This is a genomic window from Carnobacterium sp., from assembly GCF_045617425.1.
Classification (GTDB): Bacteria; Bacillota; Bacilli; order Lactobacillales; family Carnobacteriaceae; genus Carnobacterium_B.
The window spans coordinates 222,017-246,980 of record NZ_JAZLIO010000003.1 but is presented as its reverse complement, the minus strand read 5'-3'; the positions used below and the strand labels follow the sequence as shown (position 1 = coordinate 246,980).

The window sequence follows — 24,964 nt, the reverse complement described above, 5'->3', positions numbered from 1 at the left end:
AACCCTTCTTCCTTACGTATTACTTACGTTTAATTTCAACCATTTCATAAGCTTCGATAACATCATCCACTTGAACTTCGTTGTAATCTTTAACCATAAATCCACATTCGAATCCTTTTTTAACTTCTTTAGCATCGTCTTTAAAACGTTTCAAACTTGCTAATTCGCCTTCAAAGATAACGATATTGTCACGAATCAAACGGATGCTGCTGCTACGAGTGATGTAACCATCTGTAACAAATCCTCCGGCAATTGTTCCAACTTTTGATACTTTGAATGTTTCACGAACGACTGCTTGTCCAGTTACTTTTTCTTCGTATTCAGGATCCAATAGACCCTTCATAGCTGTTTCAATCTCATCAATAGCATTATAGATGATACGGTGTAAACGAATATCAACTTGTTCTTGATCAGCTTGAACCTTAGCTTGTGGTGTTGGACGAACATTAAATCCGATAATGATTGCATTACTTGCAGCTGCCAAAGTGACATCACTTTCGTTGATCGCTCCTACTGCTGTGTGGATCATTTTCACACGGACGCCTTCTACATCAATTTTTTGTAAGCTTGATGATAAAGCTTCTGCAGAACCTTGTACGTCTGCTTTAATAATAACATTAACGTCTTTTAATTCGCCTTCTTGTAAACTAGAGAATAAGTTATCAATGGTCACACGATTCGTTACCGAACGTTGTTCAGCCATTGCCTTTTTCTCACGAGTTTCTCCAGCTGTACGAGCTGTTTTTTCATCTTCAAAGACAACGAATTGATCTCCTGCTTGAGGAGCATTGTTTAACCCAGTAATTTCCACTGGAGCAGAAGGGCCAGCATGTTTCACACGACGACCATTTTCGTTAACCATTACACGAACACGGCCGTAAGTATTCCCAACTACAATAGGATCTCCTACATTCAATGTTCCTTCTTGAACAAGTAAAGTAGCAATTGGACCTTTTGATTTATCTAAACGAGCCTCAATAACTGAACCAAGTGCTAAACGAGTAGGATCTGCTTTTAAATCTTCCACTTCAGCTACAAGTAAGATCATTTCTAATAATTCATCTAAGTTTTGTCCGAATTTAGCTGAGATTTCAACAAAGATAGTGTCTCCACCCCATGATTCAGGAACCAAACCATATTCAGTTAATTCTTGCATAACACGTTCAGGATTTGCATCTGGTTTATCCACTTTGTTCACTGCTACAATAATTGGAACTTCAGCAGCTTTAGCATGGTTAATCGCTTCAACTGTTTGAGGCATAACACCATCGTCTGCAGCTACCACAATAATGGTGATATCTGTTACATCTGCACCACGAGCACGCATAGTTGTAAACGCAGCATGTCCTGGAGTATCTAGGAAGGTAATGGTTTTTCCATCAACATCTACTTGGTAAGCTCCGATATGTTGTGTGATTCCACCAGCTTCGCCTAAACTAACTTTTGTATTTCTAAGTGAGTCTAGTAAAGTTGTTTTACCATGGTCAACGTGTCCCATAATGGTTACTACTGGTGGGCGAGAAGTAAGGTTTTCTTCAGCAGATTCTTGTTCAAAGTACACATCTAAATCAGATACATCTACTTGAACTTTTTCTTCCGTTGCAATACCATACTCTTCAGCCAATAATTCAATGGTTTCTTTACTTAAGCTTTGATTTAATGTTGCTGCGACACCAAGTAGGAATAATTTTTTGATGATCTCAGCTGGTTCGCGGTAAATCTTTTTAGAAATATCTGCTACTGTCATACCATCTGTATACACAAGTACTTCTGGTAACTCTTTAAATTTACGTGCTACTGGTGGTGCTACCGGTTTAGTTTCACCTTTTTTACCTTTTCTTTTACGTTTGTTGAATCCGCCATGTGTTCCTACACTACCACGGTTAAACGGTCTATTACCCGTTCGTTTATTTTTATTACCTGCTGGAGCTGCTGCTGCACGTTGTGGTGCTTGATTTCCAGTTCCAGTTTGAGCAGTTTGACTGCTTGTTTGCGTTTTTGGTTTTGTTGATGCAGCTGGTTTAGCAGCTGGTTTATTTGTTGATGCCGGTTTTACAGTTGTTGTATTTTTCGGCTTGTTTGTACCAGCTTGATTTTCTTTTGCTGGACGGTTTGGTTGATTGGATTGGTTCTTCTGATTCGTTATAGTATTACCACCTTTTTGATTTTTTGTACTTGAAGTACTCGTTGATTCTGTTTGACCACTCTTATTAGGAGCTGTATTGCCTTTTTTATTTGAAACAAATAATTGATTTAGTTGTTCAACTTGTTTGTCTTCCATTGAAGACATATGGCTATTGTAATCAATCCCAAGTTCTTTTGCTTTATCAATAACACTTTTAGTTGGTACATCTAATTCTTTAGCGTACTCATATACACGTTTTTTAGCCATGTTATCACCCTCCAATTAAATTGATAATAATTCTCGGAATTTTTTTCCAAAGCCATTATCCGTGATGGTGCAAATGGTTCGTTCTCTTCCTATTGCTTGGCTTAATTCACTTCTCGTAAAGTGAATTATAAAAGGAATTTCATAATAACTACACTTATCCGAGACTTTTTTCTTCGTATTTTCACTTGCATCGGTCGCTACAATCACAATTTTAGCAGACTGATTTCTGATTTCTTTTAAACTTAAGTCTTCACCAGTAGTCAGTTTCCCAGCTCGTGTTGCCATGCCTAAAAGATTTAAAACTTTTTGTTCTTCTATCATAAACTCATCCTAGCTTTTTGATGCGTAACATAGTCCAAAAGTTCTTGATAAAAAGCATCGTCCAATGTTGTAGTACCTAATACTTTATCCAGCACATGTTTTTCCCATGCGGATTGTACAATTTCAGGTTCAATTGAGACATAAGCTCCTCGTCCAGGCAATTTTCCGCTTGGATCGATAGATACTTGATTTTCTTTATTAATTACAATTCGAAGCATATCTTTTTTAGGTTTCATTTCGTTGGAAATAACACATTTCCTCATAGGAATTTTACGTTTTGGCATCATTTTCACCTCTTGTTAGTCTTCCACGTTATCCCGTTCTTCAGCTAATTCAATCAATTCTTCTGCAGATTCAGCATCTAAATTACCTTCTCCAATGTCATCAGCAATTGTGATTTCATCAAATTCAGAATCTAGGTCTTCAACAGATTCAATGATTTCTTCATCATTCATTTCTTGTTCTTGACTTTCAATAGTTTCAATTACTTCAGCATATTTAACATCTTTTTCTAAACCAGTTTCTTCTTTAGCCAAATTGATAGCCTCCATGTCTGTTTCAGATTTGATATCGATTTTATATCCTGTTAATTTAGCCGCTAATCGAGCATTTTGTCCGCGTTTTCCAATTGCAAGAGACAGTTGGTAATCAGGAACAACTACTAAACAGCTGCCGTTAGATTCATTGAATGTCACACTGACAACTTGAGCAGGATTCAAAGCATTTCCGATATATGTTGCAGGATCTGCATCCCATTCAACGATATCCATGTTTTCACCTTTTAACTCATTTACGATTGCTTGAACACGTTGTCCTTTAGGTCCTACACATGTTCCAACTGGATCAATGTTTTCTTCTCTCGAACGAACTGCTACTTTAGCACGGTCACCCGCTTCTCTAGCGATTGAAACGATTTCGACCACTCCATCATAAATTTCAGGAACTTCTTGTTCGAATAAACGTTTCAATAAATCAGGGTGGCTACGACTAACAAAAATTTGTGGACCTTTTGATGTATTTTCAACTTTTGTTACGTATACTTTGATACGATCATGAGGTTTGTATACTTCATTAGGAATTTGTTCTTGTTTAGATAAAACAGCTTCAATTTTACCTAAATTAACGTAGATATAACGGTGATCTTGTCTTTCAACAATTCCTTGCATAATATCATTTTCATAAGCAATGAATTCATTGTAGATAATGTTTCTTTCCGCTTCTCGTACACGTTGCATGATGACTTGTTTAGCTGTTTGAGCAGCAATTCTTCCAAAGTCTTTAGGAGTTACTTCAAAACGAATTTTGTCGCCTAATTCATATGCTTTGTTTAATTCTAAAGCTTCTTCCATACCTACTTCAAGACGAGAATCATAAACGACATCTACCACTTCTTTAACAGAGTAAACATGGATATTCCCTTTTTTTAAATCAAATTCAACTTCAACGTTTTGTGCTTGATCATAGTTTCTTTTGTACGCTGAAACTAAAGCAACTTCTAAAGCTTCGATAACGAATTCTTTTGAAATTCCTTTTTCTTGTTCCAAAGCCTCAAGAGCATTTAACATTTCTTTGCTCATTTTTTACTTCTCTCCTATCCTTAACACTAATTTAAATTAAAATTGAATCGCTCTTCTAGCTTTCGCAATTGTTTTTCGACTGAATTCGATATCTTTCACTCTAGTTTTAACGCGAATAGTCAATATTAACGTTTCATCATTTACTTCTTTTAAAGTGCCTTCATAAACTTTTTCACCATCTACAGGTTCGTATAAAGAAATATGGATATATTCCCCTACTGCATTGACATAATCTTCTTCTTTTTTTAGTGGTCTTTCAGCTCCAGGAGATGAAACCTCTAAGAAGTATGCTTGCGGTATTGGATCCGGATTGATTTTGTCCATGTGTTCGCTAATTTGTTCGCTAACCAATGCACAATCCTCTAAATCAATACCTTCTGGCTTATCAATATAAACTCTCAAGAACCAGTTTTTGCCTTCTTTTATAAATTCAATGTCTTCTAATACAAACTGATTTCTTTCAACAATAGGTTGCACGATTTCAGTTACTGTTTCTACCACATTACTCAACTTTTTCGCCTCCTTATAGTTAGTTTTCTAACTTACTGCCGAAAAAGAGTGAGCGTCACCGCTCACTCTCAACAGAATATCTAAATCCAAATAAATAGTACCATAAATTCGGACAATAAGCAACAAAACACCATCAAATAAGTCTTTCCAGTTGTGTTTCACTTTAAAAATTTTTCTGATTTAAATTAGTTGAGTTCTTAAAAGAGGTCAAATAAGGATAATTGATTTTCATCTGGTAATCCTTTTAATACACCATTTTCATTCAAAAACTCAATAACAGTTTTAGAAACTTTCCCTCTTTTAGCTAAATCTTCTTTAGAAAGGAACGGTTTTTCGTTTCTAGCTTCCTTAATTTGTTTAGCCACATTGGCTCCTAAACTCGGAACAGCTCTAAATGGCGCAATAAGCGAATTACCTTCAATGACAAAATTAGTTGGATCTGATTTTTCTAAATCTACCATTTTAAATTCAAATCCACGCTCAACCATCTCATTACACAATTCTAAAACGGTTAGTGTATTTTTTTCTTTTGTTGAAGCATCTAATCCTTTATCCGTGATTTCTTTCATCTTTAATTTTAAGCTTTCTTTTCCTTTCGCCATAGCGACTAAATCAAAATCGTCAGCGCGTACGGAAAAGTAGGCTGCATAATAAAGGATTGGAAAGTGCACTTTATAGTAAGCTACTCGTAAAGCCATTAATACATATGCAGCAGCATGGGCTTTAGGGAACATATATTTGATTTTCAAACAAGACTCGATATACCATTCAGGTATTTTTTGATCTCGCATCGCTTTTTGCCAATCATCAGGAATCCCTTTTCCTTTACGAACAGATTCCATAATTTTAAAGGCTATACCATCTTCTAAACCATTATGAATAAGATAAACCATGATATCATCACGACAACCAATTACTTCTGACAAAGGAATATTATTCACACGAATCAATTCTTCCGCATTTCCTAACCATACATCTGTTCCATGCGATAATCCGGATATTTGAAGCAACTCAGCAAAAGTTGTTGGCATGGTTTCTTCTAGCATCCCTCTTACAAAACGTGTACCAAATTCTGGTATGCCTAATGTACCCGTTTTTGATTGGATCTGTTCTGGTGTTACGCCAAGAACTTCAGTTCCACCAAAAATCTTCATCACTTCTGGATCATCAGTCGGAATGGTTTTAGGATCAATCCCAGATAAATCTTGCAACATTCTAATAACGGTTGGATCATCATGACCCAAGATATCTAGTTTCAACACGTTGTCATGGATGGAATGGAAATCAAAATGCGTTGTTTTCCATTCTGAATCTTGAGCATCTGCTGGAAATTGGATAGGAGTAAAATCATATACATCCATATAGTCGGGTATAACAATAATTCCGCCTGGATGTTGACCAGTTGTTCTTTTGACTCCAGTTGACCCTTTTGCCAATCGATCAATTTCTGCAGCACGTAAGGTCAAATTATTGTCACGTTCGTATCCTTTTACATAACCAAACGCTGTTCTGTCTGCAACAGTACCAATCGTTCCAGCACGGAATACATATTCTTCACCGAAGAGTTCTTTCGTGTAATTATGTGCTTTTGCTTGATAGTCACCTGAGAAGTTCAAGTCAATATCCGGTACTTTGTCTCCATAAAAACCTAAGAACGTTTCGAAGGGAATATCGTGTCCATCTTTGTGCAGACGTGCTTCACATTTCGGACAGTTTTTATCTGGCAGATCATACCCCGAACCAACAGAGCCATCTGTAAAGAATTCAGAGAACTGGCAATTAGGGCAAGTATAGTGTGGCGGCATCGGGTTAACTTCTGTGATCCCGGTCATCGTTGCAACAAAACTAGAACCAACCGATCCCCTTGAACCAACTAGGTAGCCATCTGACATACTTTTATGAACCAGTTTTTGTGAAATCAAATAGATAACCGAGAATCCATTTCCAATAATACTGTTCAGTTCTTTTTCGATTCTTTTTTCAATGATTTCTGGTAAAGGATTGCCATATAGTCTATGTGCTTCATCGTAGCTCAATTGACGTATTTCATCCTCTGAACCTTCAATTTTTGGAGTGTATAGATCCGTTTTTATCGGTGTGATATCATCTTCCACCATATCTGCAATCTTATTTGTATTCTCCACAACAATTTGTTGGGCAGTTTCTTTTCCTAAAAATGAAAAAGTTTCTAACATTTCCGTTGTCGTTCTAAAATGAACTTCTGGTAATTCTGCTCGGTTCAACGCATTAGCTCCACCTTGAGAATTAATCAAAATTTTACGATAAATACTATCTTCTGGGTTTAAATAATGCACATTTCCAGTTGCAACTACCGGAATATTCAACTCTTTTCCTATTTTGACAAGATTACGAATAATTTCTTCTAAATCTGATTCATTTGTAACCAACTCTTGTTCGATTAGAGGCGCATAAACTTCTTTTGGCATAACTTCAATATAATCATAAAATTTCGCTTTATTTTTTGCTTCATCATATCCTTTTTGCATCATGGCCTCAAAAACTTCTCCTTGACTACAAGCAGTGCCAATGATCAATCCTTCTCTAAATTTATTCAATTCAGAACGGGGCAATCGTGCAGTTCGGAAGAAATAATTGACCATGGATGAAGAAATCAATTTAAAGAGATTTTTTAACCCAACTTGAGAAGTTGCGATAATGGTTGCATGAAATGGTCGAGCCCGTTTATAGGCATCACCTTCACCAATATGTTCGTTTAATTGATCATGATAAAACATCTCATGTTCTTCTCTAGCCTCTTTTAGAAAAAGCCAACACAATTGTCCAGTCGTTTCAGAGTCAAAAATAGCACGGTGATGTTGTTCTAAATTAATTCCGTATTTTTTTGCTAAAGTGTTTAACCGATGACTCTTATATTGCGGGTGTAAAAAACGTGACAATTCTAACGTATCAATTACCGGATTTACAGCATCTGGGATATTGTGTTTAGCGTTACTTGTATTTAAAAAGCCCATATCAAAACTAGCATTATGAGCAACGAGTATATGATCGCCCGCAAATTCTTTAAATAACGTTAAGACTTCTTCCTCAGATTTTGAGCCATGAACCATTTCATCCGTAATACCCGTTAAATTAATTGTTGTCTGTGACAACGGATGACCGGGATCAATGAATTGTTCAAAAGACTCAATAATATTTCCTTTGTGCATTTTAACGGCTGATAACTCAATAATGCTATTGTATACGGCTGAAAGCCCGGTTGTCTCCACGTCAAATACGACATAAATCGCTTCTGATAACTCAATGTGTTCAGGATTATAGGCAATCGGTACACCATCATCCACGATATTCGCTTCAATCCCATAAAGAATTTTAATATCATTTTTTTGACCAGCATGAAAAGCATCTGGAAAAGATTGCGCACCAAAATGATCTGTTATTGCAACAGCTTTATGACCCCACTTAGCTGCTTGATCCACTAAATCTATAACGGTATTCGTTGCATCCATTTGACTCATATTGCTATGCAAATGCAACTCAACACGTTTGTTGTCCTCTGGAGCAGTATCTTTACGTGTCTCATGATCCCATTCCGTAATGTCTTGAGCATTCAACACGAGATCCCGCATAAAGTTGTCTTCTTGGACACTACCTCTTACTCGGATCCACATTCCCTTTTTTACAGCCGCAAAAGCTGCTTCATCTTCAGGAGAGTTAGAGAATTTTTTTACTGAAAAAGAAGACGTATAGTCCGTCATTTTTAGTATAAGTAATTGTCTTTCTGATCTTAATACTCGTACTTCAACATCAAAGACATATCCCTCGATTGTAACGCGACGCTCTTCTTCAACAATTTGATCCATCTGTTTGACTTCTTCTTTAGCCGTAATCTTCCGACCTAACACGATTGGACCTTTTTGAGCTTGAACTTGATTTTTATTGTGTTTCTTTTCTTGTTCTGCTTTTTGTATATTTTCATTGGCTCGAATAGCTAGTAACGTTTCCGATTCTTCTTTTTTCGCTTGGAATTCAGCTATTTTCTTCAGATGAGATTCCTCATCAATAACGGGTTCAATTTTAAATCTTGGAAAACCTAAAGAAACATACGCTTCTTCAACTGGTGGCAAATACTGGTTCATTAAATGTCCTTTGACAACTTCGTTTTCAACATAAAATTGAATTTTTTTTCCATTCAAAAGTGGAAATTGTTCTCTAAAAGGTTTATCACAGATTGGCGAAGAAACTGCACTTAATTTCACTGCAGATGACCAATAATGTTCAAGTTTTTCAATAGTCAGTTTGGGTTGAAGTGTTTCAATGGTCAATTGTACACTAGCAATTGGATTAAAAGCTAATTGCATTTTTTCAGAAAGATTTTGATAAACTTCAAACGGCAAAATATCTTGGAATTGCAAATGGAAGTTCCACAATTTTGATAATTTATGAACCGTTACCTTTAAAACTTTTGCTTGAGAAAAATGAATTTTGTAACGATCTTCATGTTGTAAACCGATTTGTTCGAGTAGTTTTTGAAATAATTCTTCTTGATTTAAACTCATGAGAAACTCCTTTCACTTACTAAGGGTAGTACTAAGAAGCAAAACGAACAATCAAAGTACAATTGTAAAAGGAGTACAGACAAGTGGATGTGCGTACTTGTTTGAACTCCTTTAATAGTAATGTCTTCGTGCGATTAAATAGAACTTAGTAGAATGTTTAATGTATCGATTAATTCTTCGGTACGTACTTCTAAAGCTTCTCCTGTTTTTCTAAGTTTCAATTCAACAATATTTTCTTGAGCTTTTTTACCTACTGTAATTCGGATAGGCATTCCAATTAAATCTGAATCTTTAAATTTTACACCGACACGTTCATTACGATCGTCTAGGAGAACTGAAAAACCAGCATCTTGTAATGACGTATACAACTCGTTTGATAAGCTAACTTGGTCATCAGCTTTCATATTAACAGGGATCAAATGTAATTCATATGGTGCTAAGTGTCTTGGCCAGTTCAAACCTTCCTCACTCGATTGCTGCTCGGTAATAGCAGAAAGTAAGCGACTAACACCAATTCCATAACACCCCATCACTACTGGTATAGAACGTCCATTATTATCTAAAACCGTAGCATTCAATGGTTTTGAATAACGAGTTCCCAATTTAAAGATATGACCGATCTCGATTCCTTTAGTGAATTTCAATACTCCTTGTCCATCAGGTGATAATTCTCCTTCTTGAACAAAGCGTAAATCAATATAGTCTTCAATTGATGAATCACGATTTAAATTAACATTTAAATAATGATAACCATTTTCATTCGCTCCAGCAACAGCATTGATCATGTCTTGAACATACTCATCTGCAAGAACTCTTACATCTTCACTAATGCCAACTGGACCAATCGAACCAGCATTTACACCAAGATAGTTAACTGTTTCCTCATCGGTTGCTAACTCTAAAAAGGCAGCATCAAGGTAATTTTTTAATTTAACATCATTTACTTCATGATCGCCTCGGATGACAACTAAAACAGGGTTTTCATCTGCAATAAATAATAGACTCTTCATAATTTTTTCTGGTGCTACTTGCAAGAATTCAGAAACTTCAGCAATCGTTTTGCTAGTTGGTGTTTCAACTTTTTCTAAAGCTTTTTCATTCTCAAGCGATTTTTTATGCATATGGAAACTTGTAGCCATTTCTAAGTTTGCAGAATAGTCACTTGAATCTGAATAAACGATCGTGTCTTCGCCGATATCGGATAAAGCCATAAATTCTTTCGAATTGCTGCCTCCCATTGCACCAGCGTCACCAATAATACTTCTAAAATCAAGACCGCAACGCTCAAATATTCTTGTATAAGCTTTTTCAAAATTTTGATAGGTTTCATCTAAGCTTTCGAAGCTATCATGAAAAGAATATGCATCTTTCATAATAAATTCTCTTCCTCTTAACAAACCAGAACGAGGACGTTTCTCATCTCGGAACTTTGTTTGAATTTGATACAAAGAAAGCGGCAACCGTTTATATGAAGAAATTTCATCACGTATCAAAGTTGTAAAAGCTTCTTCATGAGTAGGACCTAAAAGATAGTCACGTCCATGACGGTCTTGTAATGTCATCAAATCTTCACCATATGTTTCATAACGTCCGGATTCTTCCCATAGTTCACGTGGCAATAGTGAAGGCATCAACATTTCAACTGCATTGATTTTTTCAAATTCTTCACGCATAATAGTTTTTAATTTTTCTAATACACGAGTTGCCAATGGCAAGTAGCTGTAAACACCACTCGATATTTGTCTGATGTATCCAGCTCTTAACAACATTTTATGGCTAAGAACTTCTGCCTCATTAGGTACATCTCTTAAAGTTGGAATAAATAATTTTGATTGTTTCATCGTTTGCTGTCTCCTTTTTGACACATTAAATTCATCTCTATCAATTTTTTCGATGTTCTTTAATTAAAAAAATACGTTTGGATATCGTTCCATGTAACTAACACCATCAATAGCAACAATAAGGCGATACCAACCAATGTGATAATGCCTTCTTTTTCTTCACTTAGTGGTTTGCCTCGTATACCCTCTACAATGTTTAATATCAGTTTCCCACCATCAAGACCTGGGATAGGTAACAAATTCACGATTCCTAAATTTACACTCAAGACAGCTAGCCAATTGACTATTCCAATTAACCCTGTTCTAACAACTGTTTCAGTCGTTGCATAAATAGCAACTGGACCACCAAACATGTCAATTGAGAATCCTTTTGTAAACATCGAGCCTAACACAGTAAACAATTGAGTCATTAAGAACCAAGTTTGAGTAAAACCAAAACCGATTTTTGCCCAAAATGATGTATTCAAACTATTTTCTACACCTATTTGTCCTACTTCGGTTCCATCAGCCATTTCATTAGCAGCTGGGGTTAGTGATACTGTTTTCTCTGTTCCATCAGCTGACTCGATATGAAATAGCAATTCCTTATCAGGATTCACTCGTACGATTTCTACCATTTCAGTCCAGCTGGTAATTTTTTCATCATCGATCTGAACGATACGATCGCCATCTTTTAAGCCAGCTTCTGCTGCCGGGCTATCGGGAACCACCGTGCCTAAAATATTTTCTTGGCTGACTACACCACCTTGCATGAAGGCAAGCACTATAAATGCAACCACAGCTAAAATAATATTGTTCATTGGACCCGCAAAGTTTGTCATCATTCTTTTTGGCAAACTAGCAGATTGAAATTGAACGTCAAGCGGAGCGATCTGAACTTCTGTTCCATCTTCTTCTATGATCATGGCATCTCTTAGTACTGGGTAGCGGACCAAGTTTGTTTCATCACCAGCTAAGTAACCCTCTACAAATAAGTCTTTTTCTAAATCAATAGCACTTATTTCCATTGGGACTGCATCTAATAATTGCTTTTTCTTATAATTATTGATCAATGTCACTTCATTATTATCGTTTACTATTAAGCCAATCGGTGTACCTGGTTTTATTTCAGTTTCCTCTTCATATCCCGCCATACGAACATATCCGCCCACTGGTAAGATGCGAATCGTAAACGTTGTTTCACCTCTACGATAAGAAAATATTTTAGGTCCAAATCCAATAGCAAATTCTCTAACTAAAATACCTGCTTTTTTTGCAAAATAATAATGTCCGAATTCGTGAAAAATAACTAAAATACTAAACACTATAATAAAGGTAATAATGGTAGTGATCATATACTCTCTCCTTTAGTACTTCATTAAAAATTAAAATTTAATTTTATCGTTAATACTGCGTACAAAACAAGTTTAATTCTATCATAATTTGAGTGTAATAACCAATCGACTTATCAATTTATTGTCTATACGAGAAAAGTAGCCATCGCAATAAAGGACAACTACTTTCTTATTTCATATAAAGATTAAATCAATCCTGAAAAATAGAGGATTGGCAAGACGAACAACAAGCTGTCAAATCGATCTAAAATGCCACCATGACCAGGAAGCAAATTACCAGAATCTTTTACATTGTAATACCGCTTAAATGCAGATTCAACTAAGTCTCCAAGTTGTCCAGCTACTGAAAGAACAATGGTTAGAGCTAACATCCAACCAGTATTGTAGTTTTGTGGATAGTAAGTCAAATAAATAAACCCTACAATTAAAGCCATAACTACTCCGCCCAAAGCACCTTCAATAGTTTTATTGGGGCTGATTGATGGAGCAAGTTTGTGTTTACCCAATTTTCTGCCAATCAAGTAAGCTCCAATATCTGTTGCCCAAACCACAAATAAAACAAATAACAATAAATCTAAACCTGAATGTCTTGTTAACAACAAGAATCTAAATCCATACCCTATGTACATTATTCCTAGAACTGAAACCGCAACATCATCAAACGTAAAATTGTTTTTTGAAAATACGGTACAGACTAATAATAATAAGACAAAAAGATATAAAATTATTTGTGAATTCATATATTCAGGTAAAAACATGGATACATAATGTGGAAATAACAATCCTAATAATGCCAAAATAGCAATAAGACCTTCGCTTGTAAAGAGCTTATTGCCCTTCATTCTAAATAGTTCAAATAATGCAATTATCCCCAGACCAGCAACTACAAGTTCTAAAATCCAAGAACCCATATAAACGACTGGAACAAATAGAATAAGAGCGACAATTGCCGTTATAATGCGTTGTTTCACTTGTATTTCCTCCTAACTTAATTATAATCCCCCAAAACGTCGGTGTCGTTTTTGATAAACTCCGATAGCTTGCTCTAATGCTTGTTCATTAAAATCAGGCCAAAGCACTTGAGAAAAGTAAAATTCACTATAGGCATTTTGCCACAACATAAAGTTACTGATTCGTTCTTCACCACTCGTACGAATCATAAAATCAACGTTTTGATAACCTTTTAACTCATGTGTCATTAGAGATTCTTCAAATAATGATTCCGTAATATCCTCAACGTCAATTTCTCCAACTCTGACTTTTTCAGCGATAGCTTTAGAGGCTTCAATCAATTCGCTTCGTCCTCCGTAGTTAAGGGCAAAATTTAATACCATACCTGTATTCTGTTTAGTATCTGCTATTGCCTTTTCGACAGCTTTGCGAGTATGTTTAGGGAGTTGTTCTGTAAAGCCCATAACTTGTACTTGAACATTCTGCTCCATTAACTCAGGTACAAAAGTGTCAAAAAAATCAACCGGCAATTGCATTAAAAAACTCACTTCATCATCAGGACGTTTCCAGTTTTCAGTTGAAAATGCATAAAGCGATAACACTTTCACACCCATTTGACTTGCCCTTTTGGTTACTTTTTTTACAGTATTCATTCCCTCTTTATGACCAGCGATTCGAGGCATAAATTTATTTTGAGCCCAACGACCGTTTCCATCCATAATAATAGCAATATGTTGTGGAATTTTTTCATTAGCATTAAAAGAAACATCTGTGATTTCTTTTTGATTTTTTTTCTTAAATAACCAGTTCAAGTGTTTCCCTCCACTTCGTAATTCACCATTACTCATTGTAGCAAAAAAGGGGGTAAAATCCTATTAAATTTAATAATAAACAAATTTTTTAGCAAATCTTTAAGGAATAGCGATAGTGGTTTCTTTTGATCCTTTTATAAATTCGACACTTACTCTTCTTTATTTATCAAATAATAACAGTAAGAGCCTTTTAGTGGGCTCAAAAAATGAATAATGCTATAATAAATTATACTCAATTAGTTACTTAAGGAGGACACTAAAATGAACAGAAGAATTAAAAAATTTATAGTCGGTTTAATCATTTCTGCTATAGTAACCAAGTTAACTAGTCTGTTAATGGGTGATGATAAAGAAAAAGTTTAACACCATTTAAATTGCAAACGCAACGCCGTCCAGTCATTAAGATTGGGCGGCGTTGCGTTTGCAATTTTTGTGTTTATTTTGTTGCACCCTCTGTTATCCCTTTAATAATGTACTTTTGAAGGAACATGTATAAAATAATGATGGGTACGATAGCGAGTACAAGTCCTGCTAGAGCAAGGTGCCATTGTCTGGTGTACTGTCCAAAAAAATAAAACATTTGTAAAGGAAGTGTATGCATCCCTTCTTTATTGATCACTAATGATGGAAGTAAGTAATCATTCCATATTTTAATGGTATTTAATATAATCACCGTTACCGTTGTCGGTCTTAATAAAGGGAAGATAATAAACTTGAAAATTTGAAATGGACTTGCACCATCTAATATTGCGGCTTCATCTAATGATTGTGGAATAGATCTTAATGCTCCATAAAAAAGGAAAATAGATAAACTAGTAGAAAAACCTAAATTCATAAAAATCAACCCTACTCGGTTCAACATATTTATTTTTCCAAACAATTCTACTAAAGGAATCATAATTGAATGAAAAGGAATCAACATGGTTAATGCACATAAGAAATAAATGATGGAACTTGCTTTTCGTTTATTTCTAGAAAGAGCATAAGCTGCCATGGCAGTAAAAACAACAATGATTAATACACTAACGGCTGTAATCACAAATGAATTCATAAAACTTCTAACATAATCCAAATCTTCAAATGCTGCTGGGTAATTTTCGGCCGTTACTTGTTCTGGCCAAAATAAGGTATTAGTAAATATTTCGCTTTTGGTTTTTATTGAATTAATAAAAATTAAGATAAAAGGGTACAACCACATAAGTGAAAGAATTCCGCCTAAAAGATACACCAAGTTCCGGGTCAATTTAGCTGATTTCATCATAAGTCCACTTCCCTTTTTCTTGTGATATAAATTTGTACAATTGATATGACAGCTACTATAATAAAGAAAATAATAGCTTTAGCTTGTGCATACCCCTGTTCAAAAGAGACAAACGCTGTATTGTAGATATTCATTGCAACCATTTCAGTAGAACCAAATGGACCACCAGCTGTCAAAGCTAAATTTTGATCGTAAACTTTAAAAGCGTTAGATAGTGTTAAAAACAAACTGATTGTAAAAGCTGGAGCAACCATTGGAAATTTTATTCGCCAAAACTTTTGTTGTGAGCTTGCACCATCTATTTCAGCTGATTCTAACAACTCAGCTGGTATTCCATTTAAAAAGGAGATATAAATCAGCATAATATATCCACTCATTTGCCATAAAAATAGGATCACTAGTCCCCAAAATCCTGTTCTTGCATCTGCTAGCCAACCGTTAAAGAAGTTTAAATTAGTCAATGAAGCAATTCCTTCAAATGCATTGATAAAAATAAATTGCCAAATAAAGCCTAATATGATCCCACCTATAAGATTTGGCATAAAGAAAATCGTTCGAAAAATCGTGCTCAATCTACTCATTTTTTGCGTGACTAATAATGCAAAACCTAGACCTATAGCATTAACTCCTATCACTGAAACCAATGTAAATCTAAAAGTAAACGAAAGACTTTTCAAAAATTGGTCATCCTTTACAATTCTCGTATAGTTTTCTAAGCCAATGAACGTAGACTGAAATCCATCAGAATCAGTAAAGGAATAATAAATTCCATAAACCAATGGCAGAAAAATGATGAAAAACAAAGCTAAAATACAAGGCAATAAGAATACCCAATAATACATTGAATTTTTTCTCTTTTTCACTCTACTCCCCCCTTAATCAGCATAGGATAAAAAAATGTAAAAGATAAATTCATTCGTATACAAATAGAATTTATCTTTTGACAAAACAAGTTGTATTTCATTAAATTTACTACTGTTTCATACTTGAAAATTGTTCTGCAGTTGTTTGTTCAAATTCATCCCAAGTAATGTCACCATTTAAATATCTTTGAAATTCAGGATGCAAGACATTTTGGAAATACCCGTCTGGATATTGTTTATGAGCCATTGCAGTTGTTTCACCATCAAGAAGTGCCTGGTAAATTTCTTTCGAAACAGGATCTTTGATACTGTCTACATCAAATCCTTCATGCGCAGGAATAAATTGTAACTCATCAACAATCGTTTGCTTTCCAATATCTGAAGTAAACATCCAATCTAAAAATTCTTTTGCCTCTGCTACTTCTTGTTCATCTCCATTTTTATTAATCCCCAAATACCAAGGAGCCCCAACTACAAGCTTACCTTCTGTATCACTCTCAACGAAAAGAGGGAGAATACCTAATTTATTTCCGGCGAATTCTGGATCTAACCCATTCAAAGTTGGTACGATCCAGTTTCCTTGATGAACCATTGCAACCCGTCCGTTGATAAATAAATCTTCTACAGATGAACTGTAATCTACTGTTAAGATAGGTTGGACATTGTGTTCGATGATCAAATCTGTATAATTTTTCATTTTATCGCCATATTCCCAATTTAATTCTGTAGCATCATAAGCTGCAAGAATATTATTATCAAATTCAGGAGCTGTAAAATTAGCTGAAAATTGATTGGTCACAAAGTCCTCTCCACCGCTATAAGCAAAAACCGCATCCAATCCTAAATCATCTTTTTGACTTTCTAGAGTATTAACTGCATCCACAAAATCATCATATGATTGAATTTCTTCTGGATTTATACCAGCTTTTTCAAAAATTTCTTTATTGTACATCCAGCCAAATCCTTCATTATTCATCGGTATACCATAAGGAACCCCATCAATTGTTCCACCATCTAATTGACCCTCTATACTCGATGTCGCAGCGTCCATATCTGAAACATCTAATAGGGTGTTTTTATAGCGTTCAATCTCTGGCAACCCACCTAGCATTAGAATAGTTGGCTCATCTCCTGAAGCAAATTTGGCTTGCATTGCTGCAGCACCATCCCCACTTCCAACGGTAGTAAATCTAATTTGTACATTCGGATTTTCTTCATTATATTTTTCAGCTAGAGCTTCCAATTGTTCATTGATTTCTATTTTTTGATTAAAAAAATCTACGACAACTTCATCTTCACTTCCTGAATCATTCGAAGTGCTACAACCTACCAAAAACACGATCAAAATAAAAAAAGGTAACATTAGTTTCTTAACCTGTCTTTTCATATTTTTCTCCCCTTACCGTATGGTATATTTGTAATAGCCAATAAAATCAGGTGATCATTTCCCCCTCCTACTATTTGAAATACAATCAACTAAATCCTTTTTGTTAAGTTAGCCATTTCACATCAAGAGTAAAGTTACTGTTTACTCCTCCTTAACTTATGGGTAAATTTTAACATATCGTAAAACGGTTTCATAATTTTAAGCACCTTAATAAGATAGAACAAAGGAATAGACTAAATCTTTTTTTTACGAATTATGCAGCAGAACATAGCCAAAAAAAAAGGTTAGGACAATTTAATTTGTCCCAACCTTTTTACTTTATTATTTAATTAAACGTCTAATAATTCTTTTTCTTTATCTGCAGCAATACCATCAATATTTTTAACACTGTCATTTGTAATTTTTTGGATATCTTCTTCAAAAGTACGCAAATCATCTTGAGTAATTTCATTATTTTTTTCTGCTTTTTTCAATTCATCAATTGCTTCACGACGAATGTTACGAACTGAAACTTTAGCATTTTCAGCTTCTTTACCCACTTTTTTTGCTAATTCTTTGCGACGTTCTTCTGTTAGTTGTGGAATGACCAAGCGAATAACATTTCCATCATTTGCTGGACTGATACCTAGGTCACTTTGCATGATCGCTTTTTCAATATCCGCAATAGATGTTTTGTCAAAAGGTGTAATCATTAACACACGAGGTTCTGGTACTGAAATTTGAGCCAATTGTTTTAATGGTGTTGGTGCTCCATAATACACAACATTGATTCTGTCTAATAATCCTGCATTCGCACGGCCTGCACGAATTGTTCCTAGTTCACGCTGTAAAGCACCTTCTGTTTTAACCATTTTTTCTTTCATTGTTTCTAAAATTGCGTTTGTCATAGTTATTTCCCCCTAACCGTTGTCCCAATAGTTTCACCTAATGCAACACGTTTTATGTTTCCAGTTTCATTTAAATTAAATACGACCAATGGAATGTTGTTATCCATACTCAATGAACTTGCAGTTGTATCCATTACTTGTAAACCTTTATTAATGATTTCTAAATGTGTTAATTCTTCAAATTTTGTAGCTGTTTTATCTAGTTTAGGATCCGCTGAGTAAATACCATCAACGTTATTTTTAGCCATCAAGATAACATCAGCATCAATTTCTGCTGCTCTTAAAGCAGATGTTGTATCTGTTGAGAAATAAGGGTTTCCAGTTCCACCAGCAAAGATGACAACTCTTCCTTTTTCTAAATGACGCACTGCTTTTCTACGAATATACGGTTCAGCAATTTGACGCATTTCAATAGACGTTTGTACACGAGTTGGAACTCCTTCATTTTCAAGGCAATCTTGCAATGCTAAAGCATTCATAACTGTAGCGAGCATTCCCATATAGTCTGCTTGCGCTCGTTCCATACCCATCTCAGAGCCTACTTGACCGCGCCAAATATTTCCGCCTCCAACAACAATAGCAATTTCTACACCTAATTCTTTTACTTCTTTAATTTCTTTACAGATTTCTTTGATTGTTGGTGGTTTTATTCCAAATCCTGTATCACCAGCTAAGGCTTCACCGCTTAGTTTTAAAACAACTCGTTTGTACTTTGGTTCATTCATTTATATTTCCCTCCATCGGCTCGTTCACTTTTACTATTTTACCACACTCTGACAGAAACTTCATTTAAAAGATGGACCTTGTACCGGTTCCTTTATTGAGATCACTATGTATCAAAAATTTACAGAACGAACAAGCTTATTCTCTTTTAACTAGCTCAATCCAAAGCAAATGAGTCAACAAAAAAACTGTAGTAAAAAAGGAACGCAATTGTTGCGCTCCTTTTTTAACTAAAATCGAATTATTTATTAACTTGATTCATAACTTCTTCAGCAAAGTTATCTTCACGTTTTTCAATTCCTTCGCCAACTTCAAAGCGAACAAATGATTTAACTGAAGCACCTTTAGATGCAATATATTTACCAACTGTTAAATCAGGATCTTTAACAAAAGGTTGATCAACTAGAGAAATTTCAGCTAGATATTTGTTTAAACGGCCTTGGATCATTTTTTCAACGATATTAGCTGGTTTGCCTTCATTTAAAGCTTGCTCAGTCAATATTTTTGTTTCATGATCGATTTCTTCTTGAGAAACTTGATCGCGAGAAACGTATTTAGGGTTGATAGCAGCAATGTGCATAGCAATATCGCGAGCAACATTTTCGTCAGTTGTTCCTTCAAGAACAACTAATACAGCAATACGTCCTCCCATGTGAGAGTATGCTCCAAAAGCGTCTGCGTCAGTTTTTTCAACGCGTGCAAAACGACGTAACTCGATTTTTTCACCGATTTTAGTTACTCCTGCTAATATTTCAGTTTCTACAGTCCCATTTCCTGCTTTAAGAGATTGAGCCGCTTCAACTGTTTCAGGGTTTCCTTCAGCAATTGCTTCAGTTACATCTTTAACTAATTTTTGGAATTGTTCATTTTTAGAAACAAAGTCAGTTTCAGAGTTGATTTCTGTAATAGAACCAACATTTCCATTAATGTATACACCAGCTAATCCTTCAGCAGCAATACGATCAGCCTTTTTAGCTGCTTTTGCCAGACCTGTTTCTCTTAAGTGATCCACTGCAGCGTCGATGTCTCCATCAACAGCAACCAATGCTTTTTTAGCGTCCATCATTCCAACGCCTGTCATATCACGTAATTTTTTAACTAGTTGAGCTGTTACTTTTGCCATTCTATATTTCCTCCTAGTGAGTTGTATTAGTCTTTTTTTTAAGTTGATTTTCATAAAAAAAAACTGTCTCGTCATGAAAGAAATGACGCCGCTTCGTAAAAAGTCGCTTCTCACTTCTCCCTACTCGAGACAGCCTATATCAATTTAATTAGTTATTATTCAGCGTTATTTCCTTCAACAACTTCAACGATTTCTTCAATTGAAGCAGTTTCAGTAGATTCTGGTGCTTCAGCTGTGAAAGTTTCTTCAACAACTTCATCTTCACCTTGGTTTCCTTCAATCATAGCATCAGCCATTTTTGAAGTAATCAATTTAACAGCGCGGATAGCGTCATCGTTTGATGGGATGATAACATCGATTTCATCTGGATCACAGTTAGTATCAACCATTGCTACTACTGGAATGTTTAATTTGTGTGCTTCTTGAATCGCAATACGTTCTTTACGAGGGTCAACAACAAACATTACATCAGGAATTCTAGGCATATCTTGGATCCCACCTAAGAATTTTTCAAGACGGTCACGTTGTTTAATCAAGATTCCAACTTCTTTTTTAGGAAGGACATCAAAAGTTCCGTCTTCTTCCATTTTGTTGATAGCTTTCAAACGTTTGATACGTTTTTGGATAGTGTCCCAGTTTGTTAATGTTCCACCTAACCAACGGTGGTTTACAAAGTATTGTCCAGAACGAGTTGCTTCGTCTTTAATAGCTTCTTGTGCTTGTTTTTTAGTACCAACGAATAAAGCGATTCCGCCATTTTCAGATACTTCTTTCATGTAGTTGTATGCTGTATCAGCTAACTTAACAGTTTTTTGTAAGTCGATGATGTAGATACCGTTTCTTTCTGTAAAGATGTAACGTTTCATTTTAGGGTTCCAACGACGTGTTTGGTGACCAAAATGAACTCCTGCTTCAAGCAATTGTTTCATTGAAATTACTGCCATAATATATTTCCTCCATTGGTTTTTTATTTTCCTCCTTCAAATTCAACTGTAAGGAGACTTGAATAATCAAGCACCGTCCTTTACATCCTTTGAAGTGTGAAATAATTTTCAGTGCTTTTAGCACCGTTAATAATTGTATAGGATATAGATGAAAAAATCAAGCCTAACTATCGTTTTTTATTTCTTATTACATCCCGATACTCAAAATTTCACGAATGTCATCTTCACTTAACTGACTTCCTTCTTTTTGTATTGTTCCGTCTTCTGTAATAATTTGATCAAACAAGGCTTTTTTCTCTTGTTGCAACTGGTCTATTTTCTCTTCAATGGTTCCTTCAGCAATTAGACGTAACACTTGAACAACTTTTTTCTGTCCGATTCGGTGTGCACGACCTGCTGCCTGTTCTTCAACTGCTGGATTCCACCATAGATCATAAAGAATAACCATATCGGCACCGGTAAGGTTCAATCCTGTTCCACCTGCTTTAAGGGAAATAAGGAATACATCTTTTTCTCCAGCATTAAATTGATTCACCATTTCAATTCGTTCTTTTGGTTTTGTTTGACCACTTAAATAAAACGTTTCAACTTCTTGCTCGTCTAATTCTTTTTCAATAATTGCCAGCATTGAAGTAAATTGAGAAAAAATTAAAATACGTCTCCCATTCTCTCTTGCGGTTTGAATCGTTTCTTTAAGTTGCTCCAATTTTCCGGAACTGCCTTCATAATCATCAATGAATAATTTAGGATCACAACAAATTTGTCTTAGACGTGTTAATCCTGCCAAAATCTCGATTCGATTCTTTTTGAACTCTGCTCCATTCATGCTGTTTACACTTTCTTGGATTCGCTGTAAATATGCAAGATAGACAGTTTTTTGTTCTTTGGTCATTTGACTGTATAAGTTGGTTTCAATTTTATCTGGTAACTCTTTCAGCACGTCTTTTTTAATTCGTCTTAGTACAAAAGGACGAATCATTTTAGCAATCTGTTCATTTGGAAGAGTTTTGAACTTTTTAATTGAAGGGAAAAACCCTGGCATGATCAATTGGAAAATTGCCCATAATTCTTCAATTTTATTTTCAATAGGTGTTCCACTTAATGCAAAACGTTTTTTTATGGTTAGATCTCTTAACGCTTGAGACGTTTTTGTATTATGATTTTTCACCATTTGTGATTCATCTAAAATTAGTGTACTAAACGGCATTTTCTTATAATGAACAACATCTTGCCTGAAACTAGGATAGGATGTAATCAAAACTTGATTTGGTTTAACATTTTCAATTAACTGCATTCTTTCTTCAGCTGTACCAGAAATCACAATGCTTTCAACTGATGGAGCAAATTTTTCGATTTCAAAATGCCAATTATAGATCAATGACGCTGGAGCAACAATAAGAAACGGATCATTTTGCCCCTTTTCCTCAATTTCAGATAAAATATAAGTGATAACTTGAATGGTTTTCCCAAGTCCCATATCATCAGCTAAGATACCGCCAAATCCATATTGAGACAACATTTTTAACCATTGGAATCCTGTTTTCTGATAAGGTCTTAATTCAGCGTTTAAAGACTTAGGAACATCAACCTCGAATTCATCTGGAAAATTTAAATCGCGTATCAAATTTTTGAACTTTTTTGATACGGTTCCTTTGGTTTTTTCATCCAGAGAAAATTTTTCGTTCAATTCTAAACCACGATAACTTGGCAGTTGGACCCCACCATTTTGAAATTTCTTTGTGACACGCAATTCATTCAATACGTCACTCACTTGCTTGAAGCTTTCTGATTCTAATGAAAGGATGGTTCCATTATCAAACTTATGAAAAGCTTTTTTCTCTACTAAACTTTTCAGTACATCATCTACTTCTTCAGGTGTAATTCCTTTAATGTCAAAACGAACATCAAGAAATGACCCTTCATTTTGCAAGTCAATAATAGTTTCAGGATCAATTTGATTCAAGAACATACTGTCCAATAAATCATCTACATAAACAGTAGCATCTAATTCAAGTGTTGGAATCTCTTTTGTAAACAAGGTATAAAAATCATCATCACGAACCATTCGTTTCGTATAATCTGTATCTGTACGGTGATAATCAAATCCAATAAGTTGATTAATAACTTTCATTTCTTTTTCACTGTCTCGAATAATTTGTACGCCTTCTTCTGGTAATTGATTTTTTGAAGGGTCAGTAGACAAAATCATGTGTTTATAATTAAATTCTACTGTCGCATGTACTGCTTCATTTCGATATTCAAAATAAACGGATGTTGCTAAAGGTTCTTGAACAAAAGAATCTTTTAATTGGTCATCAATTGAGACATTTCCTATTTTCACAAGTAATGGCATGACATAAGCAGTGAAATCAGGCATATCCGTAGGTTCTATTGTAATATTGTCGCTATCGTACCGTTGTAAAAACTGTTGTAGTGGACGATACGCACGCATTTGTTCTAAAGTTGGCTGAAATATAATATTGTCAGCAACAAACCAATCGTATTCTTTTAGATGGCTGTCTGCTAGACTTGTAATGGATAACATTACCGTATTATTCTTTTGTGAAATATCAAAAGAAAACGGCATTTTATCTTCTACAAACATAATCGTTTTATGCGTGCTAGCTGTTGCAATAAACTGCAGATTCCCACTATCTTGTAAATCTAAAAGCGTTTCTTCCGCTAAAGCAGTCATCAATATTAAATAACGACTGTTTGACAGTAATGATTTTGCATCTTTATTTTCTCCAGCAATCAATTGAATAGATTTCTGTTGCTTATATAAATTTGTTAAAATTTCATTGTCTTCTTTTCTAATAGAAATATCTTTAAAATTAATTTCTTGACCAGCTTTTAGCTCTACCGTTTCTTTTTTAATAAAACTTTCTAAAAATAACGGCAAATCTTTTATAATATACATTTTATCTGTTCCAGCTTTAAGACTTAAGACTAGTACATCAAACGAGGTTCTTGTAAGTGCTGTAGTCATTGGTTTTACTTCAACTTTATATTCTAGTTTCAATGATTGTTTTTGTTTAGCAGAAGTAGTCATTTTTCTATTCTCATTTAAAAATATACGTGTAAAAGACTCCGTTAACTCTTGACCTGGATTAGGTGAGTCAATAGCAACTTTTTTAGCATTCTCAGCTGTCATTACTCGGCTAATTTTTCTATCTCTCAATTCCAATTCAACAGCAACTGTATGTTTGCAATAACCATGATTTTTCCAATAAAGACATTCACAAAAATCATCTTCCTTTGTTGAACCATCTAATTCAACATGAAATATGTCGCTTCCCATGACTTCGGCAGACCATATTTTTTTATCTAATATTGAGTTGACTGAAAGGACGCGTTTTTCTGCAACATATTGTCTTCCTTGCTCAATTACGCGTTCTGGTATACTCCATTTCATTCAACATTCCCCTACTTTCTTGCTTTTCATAATTTTATTTTTTTCAAGCACGTTTTTTTCTATCTCTCTATTGTACGTCATTATG

The 24,964-nt window shown here is 34.9% G+C and carries 18 protein-coding genes; all 18 read right to left on the bottom strand.

Going from position 1 to position 24,964, the window contains the following annotated elements:
* Positions 1 to 19: 19 nt before the first annotated feature.
* Positions 20 to 2,392: a translation initiation factor IF-2 gene (infB, locus tag ACKI3H_RS01725; RefSeq protein ID WP_407370575.1), complete on the bottom strand. Its 2,373-nt coding sequence runs from the start codon at positions 2,390 to 2,392 to the stop codon at positions 20 to 22.
* A 15-nt stretch (positions 2,393 to 2,407) separates the two neighbouring features.
* A complete protein-coding gene (locus tag ACKI3H_RS01720) occupies positions 2,408 to 2,713 on the bottom strand; it encodes a YlxQ-related RNA-binding protein (protein ID WP_350450095.1) in 306 nt (101 codons plus the stop codon).
* Positions 2,710 to 2,997, bottom strand: coding sequence for an RNase P modulator RnpM (rnpM, locus tag ACKI3H_RS01715; RefSeq protein ID WP_407370574.1), 288 nt, complete (start codon positions 2,995 to 2,997; stop codon positions 2,710 to 2,712). Before rnpM ends, ACKI3H_RS01720 begins: the two co-directional genes overlap by 4 nt.
* 15 nt (positions 2,998 to 3,012) lie before the next feature.
* Positions 3,013 to 4,290 carry a transcription termination factor NusA gene (gene nusA, locus ACKI3H_RS01710; RefSeq protein ID WP_407370573.1) on the bottom strand — a complete coding sequence of 426 codons (1,278 nt, stop codon included), beginning with the start codon at positions 4,288 to 4,290 and terminating at the stop codon, positions 3,013 to 3,015.
* Between the two features lie 36 nt (positions 4,291 to 4,326).
* A complete protein-coding gene (gene rimP, locus ACKI3H_RS01705) occupies positions 4,327 to 4,800 on the bottom strand; it encodes a ribosome maturation factor RimP (protein WP_407370572.1) in 474 nt (157 codons plus the stop codon).
* Positions 4,801 to 4,997: 197 nt separating this feature from the next.
* Entirely contained in the window at positions 4,998 to 9,338 is a 4,341-nt protein-coding gene (locus ACKI3H_RS01700; RefSeq protein WP_407370571.1) for a PolC-type DNA polymerase III, read from the bottom strand.
* Positions 9,339 to 9,472: 134 nt separating this feature from the next.
* Positions 9,473 to 11,179, bottom strand: coding sequence for a proline--tRNA ligase (locus tag ACKI3H_RS01695; RefSeq protein WP_407370570.1), 1,707 nt, complete (start codon positions 11,177 to 11,179; stop codon positions 9,473 to 9,475).
* 59 nt (positions 11,180 to 11,238) lie between these two features.
* Positions 11,239 to 12,513, bottom strand: coding sequence for an RIP metalloprotease RseP (gene rseP / locus ACKI3H_RS01690; RefSeq protein ID WP_407370569.1), 1,275 nt, complete (start codon positions 12,511 to 12,513; stop codon positions 11,239 to 11,241).
* Between the two features lie 185 nt (positions 12,514 to 12,698).
* Entirely contained in the window at positions 12,699 to 13,484 is a 786-nt protein-coding gene (locus ACKI3H_RS01685) for a phosphatidate cytidylyltransferase (protein ID WP_407370568.1), read from the bottom strand.
* A 21-nt stretch (positions 13,485 to 13,505) separates the two neighbouring features.
* Positions 13,506 to 14,312: an isoprenyl transferase gene (locus ACKI3H_RS01680; protein ID WP_407370567.1), complete on the bottom strand. Its 807-nt coding sequence runs from the start codon at positions 14,310 to 14,312 to the stop codon at positions 13,506 to 13,508.
* Between the two features lie 400 nt (positions 14,313 to 14,712).
* On the bottom strand, positions 14,713 to 15,534 hold the full coding sequence (locus ACKI3H_RS01675; protein WP_407370645.1) for a carbohydrate ABC transporter permease: 822 nt from the start codon (positions 15,532 to 15,534) through the stop codon (positions 14,713 to 14,715).
* Positions 15,534 to 16,379 (bottom strand): carbohydrate ABC transporter permease, encoded by an 846-nt coding sequence (locus ACKI3H_RS01670; RefSeq protein ID WP_407370644.1) that lies wholly within the window; start codon positions 16,377 to 16,379, stop codon positions 15,534 to 15,536. The genes ACKI3H_RS01675 and ACKI3H_RS01670 overlap by 1 nt, the downstream gene beginning before the upstream one ends.
* Positions 16,380 to 16,509: 130 nt before the next feature.
* Positions 16,510 to 17,787, bottom strand: coding sequence for an ABC transporter substrate-binding protein (locus tag ACKI3H_RS01665; RefSeq protein WP_407370566.1), 1,278 nt, complete (start codon positions 17,785 to 17,787; stop codon positions 16,510 to 16,512).
* A gap of 329 nt (positions 17,788 to 18,116) precedes the next feature.
* Positions 18,117 to 18,674: a ribosome recycling factor gene (gene frr / locus ACKI3H_RS01660; RefSeq protein WP_407370565.1), complete on the bottom strand. Its 558-nt coding sequence runs from the start codon at positions 18,672 to 18,674 to the stop codon at positions 18,117 to 18,119.
* Positions 18,675 to 18,676: 2 nt separating this feature from the next.
* Positions 18,677 to 19,399 carry a UMP kinase gene (pyrH, locus tag ACKI3H_RS01655; RefSeq protein WP_013710712.1) on the bottom strand — a complete coding sequence of 241 codons (723 nt, stop codon included), beginning with the start codon at positions 19,397 to 19,399 and terminating at the stop codon, positions 18,677 to 18,679.
* 239 nt (positions 19,400 to 19,638) lie between these two features.
* The gene (gene tsf / locus ACKI3H_RS01650; RefSeq protein WP_407370564.1) at positions 19,639 to 20,520 is read right to left on the bottom strand and encodes a translation elongation factor Ts; all 882 of its coding nucleotides are present in this window, start codon (positions 20,518 to 20,520) and stop codon (positions 19,639 to 19,641) included.
* 155 nt (positions 20,521 to 20,675) lie between these two features.
* The gene (gene rpsB, locus ACKI3H_RS01645) at positions 20,676 to 21,464 is read right to left on the bottom strand and encodes a 30S ribosomal protein S2 (protein WP_407370563.1); all 789 of its coding nucleotides are present in this window, start codon (positions 21,462 to 21,464) and stop codon (positions 20,676 to 20,678) included.
* 187 nt (positions 21,465 to 21,651) lie between these two features.
* The gene (locus tag ACKI3H_RS01640) at positions 21,652 to 24,879 is read right to left on the bottom strand and encodes an SNF2 helicase associated domain-containing protein (RefSeq protein ID WP_407370562.1); all 3,228 of its coding nucleotides are present in this window, start codon (positions 24,877 to 24,879) and stop codon (positions 21,652 to 21,654) included.
* Positions 24,880 to 24,964: the final 85 nt, after the last annotated feature.

What these genes read in the sequence shown, in the direction of transcription:
- ACKI3H_RS01680 (WP_407370567.1), bottom strand. Translation starts at nt 14,312, where the DNA reads ATGAGTAATGGTGAATTACGAAGTGGAGGGAAACACTTGAACTGGTTA.
- pyrH (WP_013710712.1), bottom strand. Translation starts at nt 19,399, where the DNA reads ATGAATGAACCAAAGTACAAACGAGTTGTTTTAAAACTAAGCGGTGAA.
- nusA (WP_407370573.1), bottom strand. Translation starts at nt 4,290, where the DNA reads ATGAGCAAAGAAATGTTAAATGCTCTTGAGGCTTTGGAACAAGAAAAA.
- rpsB (WP_407370563.1), bottom strand. Translation starts at nt 21,464, where the DNA reads ATGGCAGTAATTTCAATGAAACAATTGCTTGAAGCAGGAGTTCATTTT.
- frr (WP_407370565.1), bottom strand. Translation starts at nt 18,674, where the DNA reads ATGACAAACGCAATTTTAGAAACAATGAAAGAAAAAATGGTTAAAACA.
- tsf (WP_407370564.1), bottom strand. Translation starts at nt 20,520, where the DNA reads ATGGCAAAAGTAACAGCTCAACTAGTTAAAAAATTACGTGATATGACA.
- ACKI3H_RS01670 (WP_407370644.1), bottom strand. Translation starts at nt 16,379, where the DNA reads ATGTATTATTGGGTATTCTTATTGCCTTGTATTTTAGCTTTGTTTTTC.
- ACKI3H_RS01675 (WP_407370645.1), bottom strand. Translation starts at nt 15,534, where the DNA reads ATGAAATCAGCTAAATTGACCCGGAACTTGGTGTATCTTTTAGGCGGA.
- ACKI3H_RS01640 (WP_407370562.1), bottom strand. Translation starts at nt 24,879, where the DNA reads ATGAAATGGAGTATACCAGAACGCGTAATTGAGCAAGGAAGACAATAT.
- ACKI3H_RS01720 (WP_350450095.1), bottom strand. Translation starts at nt 2,713, where the DNA reads ATGATAGAAGAACAAAAAGTTTTAAATCTTTTAGGCATGGCAACACGA.
- ACKI3H_RS01695 (WP_407370570.1), bottom strand. Translation starts at nt 11,179, where the DNA reads ATGAAACAATCAAAATTATTTATTCCAACTTTAAGAGATGTACCTAAT.
- ACKI3H_RS01700 (WP_407370571.1), bottom strand. Translation starts at nt 9,338, where the DNA reads ATGAGTTTAAATCAAGAAGAATTATTTCAAAAACTACTCGAACAAATC.
- infB (WP_407370575.1), bottom strand. Translation starts at nt 2,392, where the DNA reads ATGGCTAAAAAACGTGTATATGAGTACGCTAAAGAATTAGATGTACCA.
- rnpM (WP_407370574.1), bottom strand. Translation starts at nt 2,997, where the DNA reads ATGCCAAAACGTAAAATTCCTATGAGGAAATGTGTTATTTCCAACGAA.
- rseP (WP_407370569.1), bottom strand. Translation starts at nt 12,513, where the DNA reads ATGATCACTACCATTATTACCTTTATTATAGTGTTTAGTATTTTAGTT.
- ACKI3H_RS01665 (WP_407370566.1), bottom strand. Translation starts at nt 17,787, where the DNA reads ATGAAAAGACAGGTTAAGAAACTAATGTTACCTTTTTTTATTTTGATC.